The sequence below is a fragment of the Amycolatopsis sp. 505 genome (assembly GCF_031625235.1).
Classification (GTDB): Bacteria; Actinomycetota; Actinomycetes; order Mycobacteriales; family Pseudonocardiaceae; genus Amycolatopsis.
The window spans coordinates 365,668-380,266 of the sequence record NZ_JACKQP010000008.1; the positions used below are offsets into that span (position 1 = coordinate 365,668).

The following is a 14,599-nucleotide window of genomic DNA, read 5'->3' on the forward strand; positions in this document are numbered from 1 at the left end:
GGCGACCAGCGACCCGAGTTCCGGGTCCACAGTGGACAGGACCTGCAGGAGCTGTTCGACGAGGGTGACGTCGATGTCACGGGTGCGCAGCGCTTCGACCATCTCCAGGCCGATGTAGCCCGCGCCGACGACCACCGCGGAGCGTGGGCTGCGGTTCAGGGTGGCGGTCAGGGCGAAGGTGTCGTCCATGGTGTGCAGCAGATGCACGCCATCGGCGGGACCGAGCTGGTCGAGCCCCTCGATCGGCGGGCGGATCGGGACCGCGCCGGTGCCGATGACGAGCTGGTCGTAGGCCAGCTGTTCCTGGCCGCGGTCACTCGTGACCGTGACGGTCCGCGCGTCCGGGTCGACGGCGACCGCACGGGTGTTCAGCCGCAGGTCCAGCCCGGCGTTCTCCAGGTCGGCCCGGGTGCGGTGGGCGAGGCTGCGCCAGTCGGAGACCTCGCCGGAGACGTGGTAGGGGATGCCGCAGATGGAGAAGTTCGGGTAGGCGTCCGCGACGACCAGCAGCGGCCGCACGTCCGGAGCGAGCTCGTGGACGCGCAGGCCGGCGCTGATTCCGGCGTCGCTGCCCCCGATCACCACCACACGGGTCATGGCCAAGTCCTCCTTCGTCCGGCGGGCGCCGGTTGACACCCGCACATTCATTCAACCATCATTGAGTCAATGAACGTTGAGTGGAGTTCTGAGCTGCGGGCCCGCGCCCAGGTGCATGCCGCCCTGGGCGAACCCGCGCGCCTGGCGATCGTGGACCGCCTCGTGCTCGGTGACGCCTCACCGACCGAGCTCGGCCAGGACCTCGGCCTGCCGGGCAACCTGCTGGCGCATCACCTGAAGCTGCTGGAACAGGCCGGAGTGGTGGAGCGGTCCCGCTCCGAAGGCGATCGCCGCCGCACCTACCTGCAGCTGCGACCGGACTCCCTCACCGGGCTGCGGCCCACGGGAACGCGATCGGCGCCGCGGGTGGTGTTCGTGTGCACCCACAACTCCGCCCGCTCCCAGCTGGCCGCCGCGCTCTGGGCACAGCAGAGCCCGGTGCCCGCGACCTCCGCCGGCACCCACCCGGCCGCCCGGATCCACCCCCGCGCGGTCGCCATCGCCCGCGCCCGCGGCCTGTCGCTGGCCCGGGCTCGCACCTCCCGCGTCGAGGAGGTCCTGCACGAAGACGACCTGATCGTCGCGGTGTGCGACAACGCCCACGAAGAACTCGGGCCGGGCGACCGGCTGCACTGGTCGGTCCCCGACCCCGCTCGCACCGACACCGACGACGCGTTCGACCAGGCCTTCACCGACCTCGCCGACCGGATCACCCGACTCACCCCCGCCGTCCACCTCCCCGGAGCGCAGACCGATGACTGACACCCAGCACGAACCCCCTCGCGACCTGAGCATCGACCAGCAGCTGGCGCTGCGCACCGCCGCGACCCGCCTGCACGGCGAGTTCGACGGAGTCTTCGCCACCGAGACGATCGAGCAGTTCCTGCACTCCAGCTACGACCAGTTCGCCGGCCACAGCACCATCCCCAACTTCCTGCCCCTGCTGGCCGAGCGATTCGCCCGCCAGCGCCTGCACGCACTGGCCAAGGTCGAAGGCCACCACGACAGCAAGCCGACCGTGCTGTTCCTGTGCGTGCACAACGCCGGACGCAGCCAGATGGCCATGGGGTTCTTCCAGCACCTCGCCGGTGACCAGGCACTCGCCTGGTCCGGCGGCTCCGAACCCGGCCACGAGATCAACCCCTCGGCGATCGCCGCGATGCACGAACGCGGCATCAACATCGCCACCGAGTTCCCGAAGCCCTGGACCGACGAGATCGTCCGCGCCGCCGACGTCGTGATCACCATGGGCTGCGGCGACGCCTGCCCGATCTTCCCCGGCAAGCGGTACCTGGACTGGGAGCTCGAAGACCCGGCGGGCAAGAGCGTCGACGACGTCCGCCCGGTGCGCGACGAGATCGAACGCCGCGTCCGCGGCCTGCTCGACGAGCTCGGCGTGCCCGCCCTCGCCTGATCCACGACGACCACTGCCTGCCGAGGAGTACCGCATGGATCAGCCGTTGCCCCGCAAGCTTGCCGCCGAATTCCTGGGCAGCCTGCTGCTCGCCGCGCTGGTGATCGGATCCGGAATCGCCGCGCAACGCCTCTCCCCCGCCGACACCGGTCTGCAGCTGACCGAAAACGCCGCCGCCACCGCGGCCGGACTGTTTGCGCTCATCCTGATGTTCGGGCCGATCAGCGGCGCGCACTTCAACCCCGTCGTGTCCTTCGTCGACGCCGCGTTCGGCGGGCTGTCGTGGCGGCACGCCCTCGCCTACCTGCCCGCTCAGGTCGCCGGCTGCGTCGGCGGCGCGGTCCTGGCGAACCTGATGTTCTCCGCCAGCGCGGTTTCCATCAGCACCACCCATCGCGCCACGGCCGCGCATGGCTTGTCGGAAGTCGTCGCGACCGTCGGCCTGATCTTGATGATCTTTTCCCTCGTCCGCTCGGGCCGCGCCGAGCGGGCCCCGGCCGCGGTCGGCGCCTACATCGGCGCCGCGTACTGGTTCACCAGCTCCACCAGTTTCGCCAACCCCGCGATCACGATCGGTCGCATGTTCAGCGACACCTTCGCCGGCATCGCCCCGGCCTCGGTGCCGCTGTTCCTGGGAGCTCAGGTCGTCGGCGGCGGGCTCGCCCTGCTGCTCGTCCGCGCCCTCTACCCCGGCGTCACCGCCGCCCAGGCCGTCGACGTGGTCCTGCCCCACCCAGCCGCGTCCGCCAGCCGCTGACCCGCCTCAACGAGGAGGCACCCCGTGCACCAGCGCATCGACCGGGACACCGGAGCCGACCGCATCGTCAACCAGCTCGCCTACCGCTACGACGGGCTGTTCGACCGCGACCGCATCGACACCCTCTTCCACGACAGCTACGACCGACTCGCCGAAACCGCCCGCGTCACCGTCTTCCTCCCCACCCTCGCCGAGAAACTCACCGTCCAACGCCTCGACGCCCTCGCCCAAGCCGAAGGCACGATCGCCAAACGCGTGCCCGAGATCCTCTTCGTCTGCGTGGGCAACGCCGGCCGCTCCCAGATGGCCGCCGCCCTGGCCCGCCACCACGCCGGCACCCGCGTCCACATCCGCACCGGCGGCTCCAACCCCCACGAAGCGATCTACCCCGAAGTCGAACAGATCATGACCGAAACCGGGCTGTCACTCGCCGAGGAATTCCCCAAGCCGCTCACCAACGAAGTCCTCGCCGCCGCGGACGTCGTCGTCACCATGGGCTGCGGCGAACACTGCCCCATTCTGCCGGGCCGCCGATACGAGGACTGGTCCATCGACGACCCCGCCGACCAGCCACTGGACCGCATCCGGGCCATCCGCGACGACATCGACCACCATGTGCAAGCGCTCCTGACCGAGCTCGGGCAATAAGGGCGCCAGCGCCCAGGCCACGACGTGGTCGGCCGCCTCGGCATCATGCCGCGAGTGGTGACAGCGACGCGCGCCCACCTCCGTGAATCTTACTTCTTGACAATCTCGACTTCGAACGCGCACCATCGATGTCAACATGTCAGGAGGTGTGATGCCGGACGGTGACTACTTGGCGTGGCGGGTCGGCGGCAAGTGGCGCAAGGTCGCCAACTTGCTGAAGGCGCACGCCTCCTCGATCAAGGTCGAAGACGCGCTGGCCGCAGCGGTCGCCAACTCGATTCGCGCCTCCGGCGGCATCCCCGAGTTCGCCGATGTTGTGGACCGAGTGCGGCATGCAGCAAGTGGTGGCGGCGAGATCACTGCAACTCGTCCTGGCACTCCTGGGAGCGTCCTCGGCCGATTGCTCGACGAGGTCGCGCCGACATTGGTTGAGGCAATGCAGCGCGACTTGAAGCTCGTCTCACCGGTGGCGGCCACCGAGTTGGCAGCCGAACGGTTCCTGACCCGCATTGCCGAAGCCGGGTTGGACCAGATGCTGCCAACGCTCGTCGCCAACGGCTACACCATGGCCCAGCTGCGGAACCTGTTCACCATCTTGCCCAGCTCACCACCGATGGCCGCTCTGCGTGGCCGGTTCATCAAGCACCCATCAGGCGAAGGCCTGGTTGCACCGCGACGCCGAATGACAGCAAAGCCCCTCGGGGAGCTGATCGTCACGGGATTGGACGACCTGTGAAGACTGTCGACGTGACACCCTCCGACGCCGTAGTCAGGTACTGGTCCGATGCTGCTCCTGACGAGCACTGCGTCCGATTCGGCTCGGATGCGCGCTTGGACTGTGTCGGAGCCGTCAACCTGCTATCCCGCCACCTGCCGACGCTAGCTGCCGATCTTCTCGACTTTGCCGCGTCCGTCTACGCGATCGATCGGATGGTGCCACGGCCGCGCTACCGCGGCTATGACAGCGGAAGCGACTGGGCTCGTGAGATCAGAGCGGAGTTTCCCGTAAGAGAACCCGACCGGTGGACACAAGCCAAGGGCGAGCTTCACGCACTCCTCGAATGGCTGACAGACGATCACTGGGACTGTTCGTTCGTCCAATCCGCCGGCCAAGGCCTGTCCTCGGGACAGGGCTACTTGATGGGGATCCTGCCGCACGGCATCGAGCCCGTCCTGTTTTCCGGAGGGCTGGACTCGTCTGCCGGACTGGCCGTCCACGGTCGAACCCGCCCCTTACTACCGGTGAGCGTCGTGACCAACAACCACATGGCCGGCGTTCAGCGCGAGGTGCTATGTCGGCTACCGGAGGGGGCAGACGAGTCCCTCCACGTCAGGTTCAAGATCAACCTGAAGCGCAGCCTTACCGGACCGTCAGGCACCTCCGAGTCGTCGCAACGCTCTCGTGGGCTGGTCTTCCTCGCCGTCGGTGCAGCAACCGCACTGACGCTGGGAACCGAACGTTTGTGGTTCTGCGAGAACGGAATCGGCGCGGTCAACCTGCCTTACATACGTTCACAACTCGGTGCCCAAGCCACACGATCAGCCCACCCTCGGACCACAGCGGCAATGGAGGCGTTGCTGGGCAAGCTCACAGGTAGGAGCTTTGAGATCCACAACCCGTTCATCGGCATGACCAAAGCCGAGGTCCTGTCCACCGTTCCGCCGGAGTCGGTTGGCGCCGTAGCGAAGAGCGTGTCCTGCGACACCAGCTTCGCGACCCGAGTGAAAGGTCATCCGCGGTGTGGGGTGTGCACGTCGTGCCTGCTTCGCCGACAGGCTGTCGCCGCTTCCCGATACCCGCTGCTCGATGAACACCTGACCTACCGAAAGGACGCGAGCGCAAGCACCAAACAGCTCGTGGCGATGCTGTGGCAAGCCTCGCGAATGTCGGCCTGCCTGGATACCGATGCCCCTTGGGCGGCGCTGGTCAACGAGTTCCCGCAGCTGGTCCACGCCAGGCAGTTCGTTCCACCCGGCACGCTGACCAGCATGTTTGCAACCTACACCCGCGAGTGGCCAGCCTTCATCGACTCGCTAGGTTTGCGCGTCGGCGATTGGTTAGGTGACCGCCGTCAGCACGCGAACGATGGGTATCACAGTGGATAAGCACGATTCGGGCGAGGCCGTGGCCACGCGGATCCGCGGCGCGCGGGAGTCAGCGAAGCTGACTCAAGCTCAGGCCGCAGCCGAGCTGGGCATTAGTCGCCCGACCCTGATCTCGATGGAGAAGGGCACTCGTCCAGTCAGCCCGGCCGAACTCGTCAAGCTCGCAGAGCTGTATCGCCAGGACGTCGCAACTCTGCTTCGCCCGTCGCAACCGCCGGCGTCGATCCGAGCCAAGTTCCGAACAGGCTTGATGACAAGTCCGAACGAAGGTGACCTCGCGGACGCAGTTGACGAGCTTGAACTTTTCGCGGACAACTACCTCGACCTCCTGCGCCGTTCACAGGTCAGGCTGCCCGGCAGGCCGCCCGCGGTCAGGCCCAACGACTACCTCGGACCTGAACAAGCCGGAGAAGCGCTTGCGAACGAGGAACGCAACCGGCTTGGCCTCGGCGATGGACCGATCCAGCAGCTACGCGAAGTCCTCGAGGTGGAGGTCGGCCTGCGGATCTTCTTCCTCGATCTCCCGTCCAAGATCGCGGGCCTGTTCATCCAGGTTGAGCCGCTGGGCGGATGCGTTGGCGTGAACCGAAACCACCCGCCGCAACGACGCCGATGGACAATGGCTCACGAATACGCCCATTACCTTGCATCAAGGGACAGGCCGGAGATCACCCGGCTCGGCGCCGGACGCATCAACGACACCGAACGCCTCGCCGAGGCCTTTGCCGGCAACTTCCTGATGCCGCGCAACGGCATCGTCCGTCGCTTCCATGAACTCAAACAAGACACCGGCGGAAAGGCTACACCGGCGACACTAGTGCAACTCGCCCACACCTACCGCGTTTCAGTACAGGCGCTGTGCCTGCGACTCGAAGACCTCGAACTCATCAAACCTGGGACCTGGGACCGACTGAAGGACCACAACTTCCAGCCTCGCGCCGCCGCCGACCTGCTCAATCTGTCGCCTTTCCCAGACAGCGGCGCACCCCTGCCCTACCACTACCGCACTCTCGCCACCCAACTGTTCATCGACGGCGAAATCACCGAGACCCAATTCGCTAAATACCTCGACATGAGCGTCGTCGACGCACGTAAGGAGTTCCTCAACCTCACATCCACACCCGACGTCGGCGACGACGGTCAGCCTCAGATCGTTGATCTCCTGGACAGCGTGGAGTGACACCCGGTGCGGAACCCGCTACTTCTGGATGCATGTATCGCGATCAATCTCCTGGCGACCAACCACTCCGAGAGCATCGCGGAAGCGCTCGAAATACACTTCCTGATGGCAAGGCAAGCTGCGACAGAATGTGAATGTCTAGACATCGCCGACGACAAGATCGCTGTTCGGCGCCAAGGCACCGAAGCCACGACGATGGCGTTCGCCGACGTGTTGTCCCTCGTGGACGCGGAGATCGACGACTACGTACAGCTGGCACGAGACATTGATGACGGTGAAGCCGCCACCATCGCGATCGCAAAATCCCGCTCACTCCCCATGGCCACAGATGACCGAAAAGCCCGGCGAGTCGCCGTCGAGGTAGGTCTCACCATCCCCATAGGCACCACGTCAATCCTGCGCAGGTACGCAGGAATCGCAAACCTGACACCACCGCACGTCGCCGAACTTCTCCAACGGGTGCGAAACGACGCGAGCTACATTCCCCGCCACACCGACGAAAACTTCGCCTGGTGGCAGCAAGCAATCCACCTTGGCTCCTGAACCACAACGCCGGAGCTGGCGGCCACCTACTTGCTGGGCGCCGTCTCGGAACGCACGATGGCGCACAGCCATGAGAAGAGGCCGCACCCGCCTCCATCTCACGCCTCAGCGTCTCGGCGGAGATAAGGCCGTCGTCGAGGCGAGCGATTTCTCATATGCCGTACTCGTCGGACAGTCGCCACCCGCGAGTCAATCACCAGCGACACTCTGCATTCGACAGGCGTCGATACCCATATGGGGTAAGTGTATCAAGCGACCTGCGTCTCGGCGTCGGTCACCCCCAGGCCCGCCAGCAGGTTGAAGCTGCCGGTGAGCTGGTTCAGGGACAACAGGGCAACCGCATCGGCGAGCACGCGATCGCTCCAGCCGTGCACGGATCGGCATCCCGTTTTCCAGCGTCACCGCTGATCGACGGACGTGGGGGTCCGACTATGACCGGAAGTACGACGTTGACCGCGCGCAGCACAACGCTCCTGGACCGGGCGCGCTACCTGACCTTGACGATCAGCTCACCCGACGGCCATCCGTGGGCGGCTGTCCTGCAATACGCCTGGCAGGATTCACCGCTTCGATTCATCTTCGGTTCCGCCGTCGATTCGAGGCACAGCAGGAACATCACGGCAAACCCGGACGTCAGCTTCGCTCTTCACAGCTGAGGGAAACCAGTTCACCGCCGTCGACGGCGCCCAGTTCACTGGCCGCTGCACGGAAGTCGGGCTCGACAAGGTCGACCAGTACCGCGAGTTGTTCTACGAGAACGTGTTCCCGGACACCCGCCAACGCGACGAGTGGTCGCTACCGCCCAGCAAGCTCCTGGTACCCGCACCGCATCGCCTCTACTCGATCAAAGTCGTCTGGTCGACACGAGAACGTGGGCGGAGGACCGGATCGACCGGCGCATCGAGATCCACGATGGCGATGTCCGAAGGGCTGCCATCGAGATGACACGGCGGTCACCCGGCGCCGCTGAAGCGGGGAGGCGCTGAAACTCGTTGTCCCTGCTGTGTTCCCTGATGCCGTTGGTCGGGTCCTCAGCAGTTCCCCGGCGTTACACTAGGCCTGACATGTCGTCGTTTGCCGCGGCTGTCGCCGCTCCACGCCCTGCGTAGTAACCGCGGTAGAGTACCCGCGCGCACGCGACTTGGGCATCCCGGCGGAAAACACTGTCGAAGGAATACGACTTCAGGTCCTCGTAGCCCTCCTGCTCGACGATCCAGGCGTTCCACTCGGCCCGCAATGTGCTCCAGGGAGTCGGGGTCGGCTGTGCGCGCCGGCGAGCGACGAACCGAGCCAATACGAGTTGCGCGATTCCTTGTGACCTCGCGCGGTATTGACCTTCGGTCCGCCTTGCGTCCAGTCGTTTCCGCGCCGCGCGGTATGCATCAGCCACCTCCTCGGGCCCGGCGGCCGGGTGTACATCGAGGGTGATGCGCTCCGACCAAGCCGTCCAGTTGCTTTCCCGAACGTTGTGGGCTCCTTCGGTGATGCGAATAAGTCCGATCAGCGGGGTGACGCCGGTGAGAACCCAGGTAGCCGCTTGAGACGGTTCCCAACCATGCGAGATCGCCAGACCAGTCGCCAACCGACGCAGCCGATCGAGCACTCCTCCTGGTGCCACAACGACTTCGCGAACCGTGTCGTAGCCACCCGCGACGTAAGCGAGCCTCTCGACGAACACGGAGGCGCCGGCGGACGGCAACGGTTCCTTGCCGTCCCATCCTTCCGGGACAGCAATACGAGCTATCGCCTTCTGCTCGGGTTGTTCCTGCACCCGCTCTGCCACCCACGCTTCGATCTGGTCCAGCGTGAGAAGCCCGTCGGGCAAGTGGACGCGCCTGAACTCGGCGGTCACCCGGTCCCGGTCGGCCCGCGCGGCAACGTTCTCGCTCAACGCCAGCGCGAAGGCGGTGGACCGGTCGCCGACGTCGGCAGACTTCCGCCCCGAGGGCGGCACCACCCGGCCCGGTTCGGACGAGCCCGCTGGTGAACCGAGAGGGAAGTGCCTCCGCAGGGACCTGACGACCGCGGCGACCGCCTTCACCTCCTCCGCCAGTTCATCGCCATCGAGGGCTTGAAGGTCTTGGACGCGTCCCTCGTCCTGCAGGTAGGCCCAGATGTCGTCGTCGACCGCGCCACGTAAGCGCTTGTTCAGGAGTTCGCGCACCTTCAGCTCTGTGACCACGGCTTTTGATTGTATGGGGTACCGATAATTCAAATGGATGCTGGGGTCATGTCCTTCGACAAGCGAGTCGCCCGGTGGGCGAAGAAGACCTGCACCGTGCTGAACGCCGTGCGGACGGTGGTGGTCGCGACGAGGCGGCTGCTGGTGACCGTCTGCCTCCTCTCGACGACGGTCATCGTCTGGATGAACGGGGTGATGCCGGGCATCAAGTAGCGGACCTCGTGCTGGCTCGGCGAGCCCAAGGCCGGCACTTTCGCTGTAGGACAGGGTGCAATCAGCTCTGCAAGCGTTTGCGCCCTGTCCTCGGCGAAGACACCTCGGACTCCGCCAGTTGCACTGCTTGCCACGGAAGTTCAACCGCAGGGCAGGTACGCGGTCTACATCTGAGCCATATCAGCGAGTGGCTTCGTGTCGAGGACCAACGCCAGATCGCAGGCTTCTGCCAATTCCTTCCGGAGGACCGCGCACAAGCGCCGGGCCTTCGTGGCGCCGATCCTGAGCTCGCGGCGCAGGGTATCTGCCGAGATCGGCCGCTTGTGCCTTGTCCAATGAGCGGCGTTGAGGGCTCGTGCACGCTCCAACTCATTCCCGATCGCCACGAGACGTGGCTCTGGAGTCGTCTGCCTCGGCGAGTCGACGTGATGCTGCACGGGCATCCCCTGTTCGTTGCCCGCCGCGGCCATCTCCCTTCCGCACTCTGTAGGCACATCCGCTCTGGCGCCCGCAACCTGCAGGCCACGAAGCAACCCGGGCCCAACCTCAGCCCAACCGATCAAAAGAAGTGGACCGACCGCGTCGAACGCCGCCTTGCCCCACTGGCCAGTGCAAACAGGTTCAGCAACGTTGAGCGCGAGCGTGACGACGCTGGCTGCCAGCAACAACCGCCGGGCCGGCAGCAGCTGCAGATCCGAAGCGCCATGCATGGCGAGATACCTCGTGCCCACCAGCAGACCCAGGACTGTCAGGTCGACCGCCGGCGCCACCAGCGGTGCGACGTAGACCGGGACGCCGATCCGCAAGGCCAGGGCCAGGACGTTTCCGAAACCGAAGAGGAAGGTCAGCCCGATGACGATACCCATCACCGTGGTTACGAACCTGGTTACGCCAGCGGAGGTACCCATCACGACCTCCCGCGCATCGACGAGAGGTCGTACGTGCCTTCGATGACCAGCGTGCCGGTCAGCCGAGGCCGATCAGGGTGATGATGGTCTGCGTGGTGCCCCCGACGGGACTCGAACCCGCACTGCGTCGATTTGCAGGCATGGTTGTCGACCATCGGTCGTCGTTGATCGAAGTTGACTACTACCTGTCGGGTTAGCGATCGCAAACGCTCCTTACTAGCGAAAGTCGGTCGTCTTTCGTCGTCAATAGTGGGGCGAATGTGGGACACTTGATCTTGAGCGCCCTGCCGACTAGGCAGCCCAGGTTTCGATAACCGTCATTGCAGTGAGCGACGCAAGCGCTACAAATAGTCCTGTTGATGTTCACATGACACTACATGTGGTGTCAGTGCCCGAACTTGTCGGTGCGGGCGGTTACGCTTGACTCGCGACAGGAAGACCCCGACCGGGGGTCAGCACCCTTCGGCCGGGGTCCAGTGCATTGGCGTGCTCTGCGACCGTACAAGGCTGCGTTGCCGGGCATCAAGGCTTGGCTTCGTTTGGTGTTCGAGGTCGCAGAACGAAGGTGCACCACCTTGGAGAGATCGATCACTTCGAGTGCTAATGATCCGGATCGTCCTCGGCTTGTTGCGTCCACTGACTACGAGGCCGCAGAGGCCGACATGGGACCGATGGACCCCGAGAACCCGATCGCGATTGCCCGGATATTCATCACAGCCTTGCACGGTCCGGAAGGCCCTCTCGTGGACGTCCTGCGCGCAGTTGTGACACCCGAGAGCCTGCCGGCGTGGGGCGATTTCCGTGACGCCGCAGAGGCGCTTGAGGGCTGCGGCATGACGTCTCGGGTGTCGCCCTCGGATGACCCAGCGGTGGTTTACGCCAAGTACGTCACTGATCACGATGGCGTCACCTACCAAGTCCAGGGTGGTGACATGGTGCTGATGGTTCGGGCCGTAGCTACGCTCGTCCATAGGCCTGAACACGGCGGATGGCTGATTCATGGCGTTGGGATGCCACTCCAGCCTGAAGAGGTGCCCCACTAACTAGTGGGTGGCCTCTTCGCCATCTCGTCGACCTGGCAACGCCCGATCGCACCGGGTCAAGGGGGCCCTTTCGCCCGGCTGAGCGCGTCCTCAGGAGTCGCCCCCTTGACGCGGTGCGATAGCCCTCCGGGAGGTCGACGAGGTGGCGACAGGCCGCTCACGGACGCAACCGGTGCTCGCCGACCGGCCATCTCGGAGACCTGCCCGTCCGGCGAGGACACCTTCTCCCCTACGGTCTGGCGGCCCCGCCGGCGAGTGGTCGCTGGGCTGCTTTTCCGCGGGCGACCGCCGGGGACCGGGCGCCAGCCCGCACGCCCCGGCGGGGCTTGCCCGCGGGTCAAACACCGTGCTCAGCGGCCCCCGGCGGGGCCGCCTTGAACAAGTAAGGAAACTCTGAACACGCAGGTTCAGTCGCGCCCGGGCTTGCAGGCCGGCAGGGCGATCACCAAGATCGGAAGGGTGAGCAGACTGGAGCTGACGACTGAGCGACGCGACGAGCTAGCAACCCTGCTCGATGACGAGCAACGGCTTCGCTCCGAGTACCCGAAGGTGGCCGACTACCTCGACGCGGCACCTCGCCTGCAGGGTACGGGTGACCAGCGGATGGATGCGGCTTTCGATCTTCGATTCGTCCACTACATGACTGCTGACGCGTCCATCAGTACGAACCCGTACTGGGACATCGTCGAACCCTTCGTGTTCGAGAGCGAAGGGCGCCGAGTCGTCAACGGTGGTCGAGCAGAGGGCAGCAGCAGGCTCGGTTACGCGGCGATGATCTTGCAGGCCGCCTACGCATACGCGCTTCCCTCGCCTGAGACCCTCCGATGGGTAGCCGCGGCCACGTCCGGGCGTCCGTTGATCGAGCTTGGCGCTGGCAGGGGATACTGGGCTGCCCAGCTCGCTCGACAAGGCCTGGCAGTGGAGGCGTACGACGTCGACCCTCCGGGCGCCGTTCAGAACCCTTCATTCCCGGCTGTCCGCGGACAGCGAGACGCATGGTACGACGTCGGAAGTCTGGAAGACTTTGCCCGCCGAAAAGAGGATATTAAAGATAGAGCTCTTTTCCTTTGCTGGCCACCGGGATGGGGAAATAAGATGGCTTCTGAGTGCCTCATAGACTTTGAGAAATCCGGAGGTACCGAGGTTATCTTTATAGGCGAACCACGGGGCGGAAAGACCGGCGATGACCAGTTCTTTGAGCTATTATCAAAGCGATGGACGCTCGCGTCCCAGGATCCAAAATTTGTTTCGTGGTGGAACTTGAAGGATGTCGCCCAGCACTGGGTAAGGTCCTAGGTGCAACCGAGGGCGGCACTGGCGCCACCCTCGATCGCACTCTGCGTTCACTATCAGTCCAGAGTCATTCGAAACACGAACGCTTCGTAGCGGTCGCGCGGGTATGAGACATCCGAAACCATGACGACTCCCCCGTCAGCGTCAATGAAGCGTTGGTGAACCGACTTGACCAATTCGCCCGAGTTCACTCGCAACCACTCTGCATGGTCAGCCGACGGAATTCGGTCCGCGATCGTCTCTTCAAGAACTTTTGCCGTCGATATTCCCTCGACACCTACAGGCTGGTAGGTGTCAGAGATTGAGATGGGGCGCCCACCTTCGGAAGCGCGGGTAACGATCCGCGAAACTTCTCGACCCGGTTCCAATCCGAGAATTTCGGCCGTCTCGACAGGTGCCGCAACCTGTTCGAAATCGCGTTCGACTCGGACATCCTGCTCGGATTCGTTTCCGAATGTGGTCTCCGGGTCCTGCATTTGTCGCTCAGGCGAGATCCGCACCAAGTTCGTCCGACTAGCGACGAAAACGCCACGGCGACGCACGGAGCGAACGAGTCCCTGATTCTGCAGGAGTTCGACCGCCTTCCGGACGACAATGTCCGAAACACCGTTTTGCTCAGCGATCTCCGCATAGCTCGGCAACTGGGTACCCGCCGGAAGTTCTCCCATCCGAATGCGACGCGCGTACTCACCTGCAATGACGACGTATGCCGGCTCGGCCACAGTCATGATCCCTTCCTCGAACTCGACAGCACTCCTGGTCACGTAAAGTATACCCAACTTCGTATACGCAAGCGAGCGGCGGTGACACTCTCCCGCGGTCGCGGCGCCGGCCTCACGCGTCGTCCAGCGAGCTTCATCGTCGTTGACCACATTTTCGCAGGTCAACCCGGCAGCCACTAGCCCGAACGAGTGAATCAGGCAGCTTACGTATACGCAAGACTTGTGCGTATACGTAGCTGCGTATACGTTGGTTGATGCAAGGCAACGCCAACCAACGGAGGTCGACATGAAGAACATCCCGGTGAACCTCGCGGGCTACCGCCTCACCGTCTCGGAGAACCCGGAGATGAAGACGCGCAAGGAGAACGGCGTCGACACCGTCGTGACCGACCGGGACGGCGTCACGAAGTACACGGTGGCGCTGATGGTGAAGGCCAAGGGCCAGAAGGGCGAGGAGATCCGAGTGACGCTGGACTCCGACCCGGGCGAGGGCTTCTCCGAGGACGAGATGACCCGGGTGGAGCTGATTGACCCGCGGGTGACGCCGTACTCGTTCAAGAACGAGCGGGGCGAGACCGTGTCGGGTGTCGCCTGGGGCGCTGCCGGCATGAAGCCGGTCCTCTGATCACCACCCGCTAGCACCATTTCCGCCCGTTCGGGCACGTAATTCCCTGTTCATTGACAAATAAATAGTGAGCCCAACCATGCCCAAATCACGCCTGTCACGGCTACGCGACGGTGATTTCCGGCCCCATTTCGCCGGAATTCGCCGGGCATATCCGTCCCAGACGAAACGAGGCACCCCATGGACGAGGACGAGTACTACGCGGCCCAGCTCAGCGCCTGGCCGTGGTTCCACCTGGCCGAGTGAACAGTACAAACACCCTCTCCGGCGGGCGCGACCCGCCACCCAGCTCGAAGGAGTGATCAGCATGAACGTTCTCCGAGTCGACGGTCTTTCCTCGTACGACCCGCACGGCCCGAAGCGGCGGA

At 64.8% G+C, this 14,599-nt stretch carries 17 protein-coding genes and 1 pseudogene; 13 read left to right on the forward strand and 5 right to left on the reverse strand.

Annotation, left to right across the window (positions count from 1 at the left end):
* Nucleotides 1-3: 3 nt before the first annotated feature.
* Nucleotides 4-648 (reverse strand): annotated as a pseudogene (locus tag H5965_RS29530) (FAD/NAD(P)-binding oxidoreductase); the annotation flags it as partial.
* A gap of 18 nt (nucleotides 649-666) precedes the next feature.
* Between H5965_RS29530 and H5965_RS29535 the strand changes: the two are divergent.
* The 8 genes from H5965_RS29535 (at nucleotide 667) to H5965_RS29570 (ending at nucleotide 7,245) form a co-directional block, all read left to right on the forward strand.
* Nucleotides 667-1,359, forward strand: coding sequence for a helix-turn-helix domain-containing protein (locus H5965_RS29535; protein ID WP_310973736.1), 693 nt, complete (start codon nucleotides 667-669; stop codon nucleotides 1,357-1,359).
* On the forward strand, nucleotides 1,352-2,011 hold the full coding sequence (locus tag H5965_RS29540) for an arsenate reductase ArsC (protein WP_310973738.1): 660 nt from the start codon (nucleotides 1,352-1,354) through the stop codon (nucleotides 2,009-2,011). The genes H5965_RS29535 and H5965_RS29540 overlap by 8 nt, the downstream gene beginning before the upstream one ends.
* Before the next feature lie 34 nt (nucleotides 2,012-2,045).
* Nucleotides 2,046-2,768: an MIP/aquaporin family protein gene (locus H5965_RS29545; protein ID WP_310973740.1), complete on the forward strand. Its 723-nt coding sequence runs from the start codon at nucleotides 2,046-2,048 to the stop codon at nucleotides 2,766-2,768.
* A gap of 24 nt (nucleotides 2,769-2,792) precedes the next feature.
* Nucleotides 2,793-3,416 (forward strand): three-helix bundle dimerization domain-containing protein, encoded by a 624-nt coding sequence (locus H5965_RS29550; protein ID WP_310973741.1) that lies wholly within the window; start codon nucleotides 2,793-2,795, stop codon nucleotides 3,414-3,416.
* A 151-nt stretch (nucleotides 3,417-3,567) separates the two neighbouring features.
* Nucleotides 3,568-4,152 (forward strand): hypothetical protein, encoded by a 585-nt coding sequence (locus H5965_RS29555; protein WP_310973743.1) that lies wholly within the window; start codon nucleotides 3,568-3,570, stop codon nucleotides 4,150-4,152.
* The gene (locus H5965_RS29560) at nucleotides 4,149-5,522 is read left to right on the forward strand and encodes a 7-cyano-7-deazaguanine synthase (RefSeq protein WP_310973744.1); all 1,374 of its coding nucleotides are present in this window, start codon (nucleotides 4,149-4,151) and stop codon (nucleotides 5,520-5,522) included. The genes H5965_RS29555 and H5965_RS29560 overlap by 4 nt, the downstream gene beginning before the upstream one ends.
* The gene (locus tag H5965_RS29565) at nucleotides 5,479-6,702 is read left to right on the forward strand and encodes an XRE family transcriptional regulator (protein ID WP_310973746.1); all 1,224 of its coding nucleotides are present in this window, start codon (nucleotides 5,479-5,481) and stop codon (nucleotides 6,700-6,702) included. The genes H5965_RS29560 and H5965_RS29565 overlap by 44 nt, the downstream gene beginning before the upstream one ends.
* 6 nt (nucleotides 6,703-6,708) lie before the next feature.
* A complete protein-coding gene (locus H5965_RS29570; RefSeq protein WP_310973748.1) occupies nucleotides 6,709-7,245 on the forward strand; it encodes a hypothetical protein in 537 nt (178 codons plus the stop codon).
* 248 nt (nucleotides 7,246-7,493) lie between these two features.
* Here the strand turns inward: H5965_RS29570 and H5965_RS29575 are convergent, their stop codons facing one another.
* A complete protein-coding gene (locus tag H5965_RS29575; RefSeq protein ID WP_310973750.1) occupies nucleotides 7,494-7,619 on the reverse strand; it encodes a hypothetical protein in 126 nt (41 codons plus the stop codon).
* 57 nt (nucleotides 7,620-7,676) lie between these two features.
* On the opposite strand from H5965_RS29575, the gene H5965_RS46215 reads away from it, so the two are divergent.
* Nucleotides 7,677-7,901, forward strand: coding sequence for a pyridoxamine 5'-phosphate oxidase family protein (locus tag H5965_RS46215; protein WP_396136958.1), 225 nt, complete (start codon nucleotides 7,677-7,679; stop codon nucleotides 7,899-7,901).
* 392 nt (nucleotides 7,902-8,293) lie between these two features.
* Here H5965_RS46215 and H5965_RS29580 read toward each other — a convergent pair whose 3' ends face one another.
* Nucleotides 8,294-9,427 carry a hypothetical protein gene (locus tag H5965_RS29580; RefSeq protein ID WP_310973751.1) on the reverse strand — a complete coding sequence of 378 codons (1,134 nt, stop codon included), beginning with the start codon at nucleotides 9,425-9,427 and terminating at the stop codon, nucleotides 8,294-8,296.
* A gap of 48 nt (nucleotides 9,428-9,475) precedes the next feature.
* On the opposite strand from H5965_RS29580, the gene H5965_RS29585 reads away from it, so the two are divergent.
* Entirely contained in the window at nucleotides 9,476-9,640 is a 165-nt protein-coding gene (locus tag H5965_RS29585) for a hypothetical protein (protein ID WP_310973752.1), read from the forward strand.
* A 164-nt stretch (nucleotides 9,641-9,804) separates the two neighbouring features.
* Here H5965_RS29585 and H5965_RS29590 read toward each other — a convergent pair whose 3' ends face one another.
* Nucleotides 9,805-10,506, reverse strand: a complete 702-nt coding sequence (locus H5965_RS29590; protein WP_310973753.1) for a hypothetical protein — start codon at nucleotides 10,504-10,506, stop codon at nucleotides 9,805-9,807.
* Nucleotides 10,507-11,123: 617 nt separating this feature from the next.
* On the opposite strand from H5965_RS29590, the gene H5965_RS29595 reads away from it, so the two are divergent.
* Together H5965_RS29595 and H5965_RS29600 are read left to right on the forward strand one after the other, a co-directional pair.
* Entirely contained in the window at nucleotides 11,124-11,591 is a 468-nt protein-coding gene (locus H5965_RS29595; RefSeq protein WP_310973754.1) for a hypothetical protein, read from the forward strand.
* 459 nt (nucleotides 11,592-12,050) lie between these two features.
* Nucleotides 12,051-12,887 (forward strand): hypothetical protein, encoded by an 837-nt coding sequence (locus H5965_RS29600; protein WP_310973756.1) that lies wholly within the window; start codon nucleotides 12,051-12,053, stop codon nucleotides 12,885-12,887.
* Between the two features lie 53 nt (nucleotides 12,888-12,940).
* Here H5965_RS29600 and H5965_RS29605 read toward each other — a convergent pair whose 3' ends face one another.
* The gene (locus H5965_RS29605; RefSeq protein ID WP_310973758.1) at nucleotides 12,941-13,612 is read right to left on the reverse strand and encodes a GntR family transcriptional regulator; all 672 of its coding nucleotides are present in this window, start codon (nucleotides 13,610-13,612) and stop codon (nucleotides 12,941-12,943) included.
* 280 nt (nucleotides 13,613-13,892) lie between these two features.
* Between H5965_RS29605 and H5965_RS29610 the strand changes: the two genes are divergently transcribed.
* Nucleotides 13,893-14,231 carry a hypothetical protein gene (locus tag H5965_RS29610; protein ID WP_310973760.1) on the forward strand — a complete coding sequence of 113 codons (339 nt, stop codon included), beginning with the start codon at nucleotides 13,893-13,895 and terminating at the stop codon, nucleotides 14,229-14,231.
* The last annotated feature ends 368 nt before the right edge of the window (nucleotides 14,232-14,599 follow it).

Bases quoted from the DNA above. Each gene is read 5' to 3' on its own strand.
- H5965_RS29535 (WP_310973736.1), top strand. From the start codon at position 667: ATGAACGTTGAGTGGAGTTCTGAGCTGCGGGCCCGCGCCCAGGTGCAT.
- H5965_RS29540 (WP_310973738.1), top strand. From the start codon at position 1,352: ATGACTGACACCCAGCACGAACCCCCTCGCGACCTGAGCATCGACCAG.
- H5965_RS29545 (WP_310973740.1), top strand. From the start codon at position 2,046: ATGGATCAGCCGTTGCCCCGCAAGCTTGCCGCCGAATTCCTGGGCAGC.
- H5965_RS29555 (WP_310973743.1), top strand. From the start codon at position 3,568: ATGCCGGACGGTGACTACTTGGCGTGGCGGGTCGGCGGCAAGTGGCGC.
- H5965_RS46215 (WP_396136958.1), top strand. From the start codon at position 7,677: ATGACCGGAAGTACGACGTTGACCGCGCGCAGCACAACGCTCCTGGAC.
- H5965_RS29585 (WP_310973752.1), top strand. From the start codon at position 9,476: ATGTCCTTCGACAAGCGAGTCGCCCGGTGGGCGAAGAAGACCTGCACC.
- H5965_RS29590 (WP_310973753.1), bottom strand. From the start codon at position 10,506: ATGGGTATCGTCATCGGGCTGACCTTCCTCTTCGGTTTCGGAAACGTC.
- H5965_RS29605 (WP_310973758.1), bottom strand. From the start codon at position 13,612: ATGACTGTGGCCGAGCCGGCATACGTCGTCATTGCAGGTGAGTACGCG.
- H5965_RS29610 (WP_310973760.1), top strand. From the start codon at position 13,893: ATGAAGAACATCCCGGTGAACCTCGCGGGCTACCGCCTCACCGTCTCG.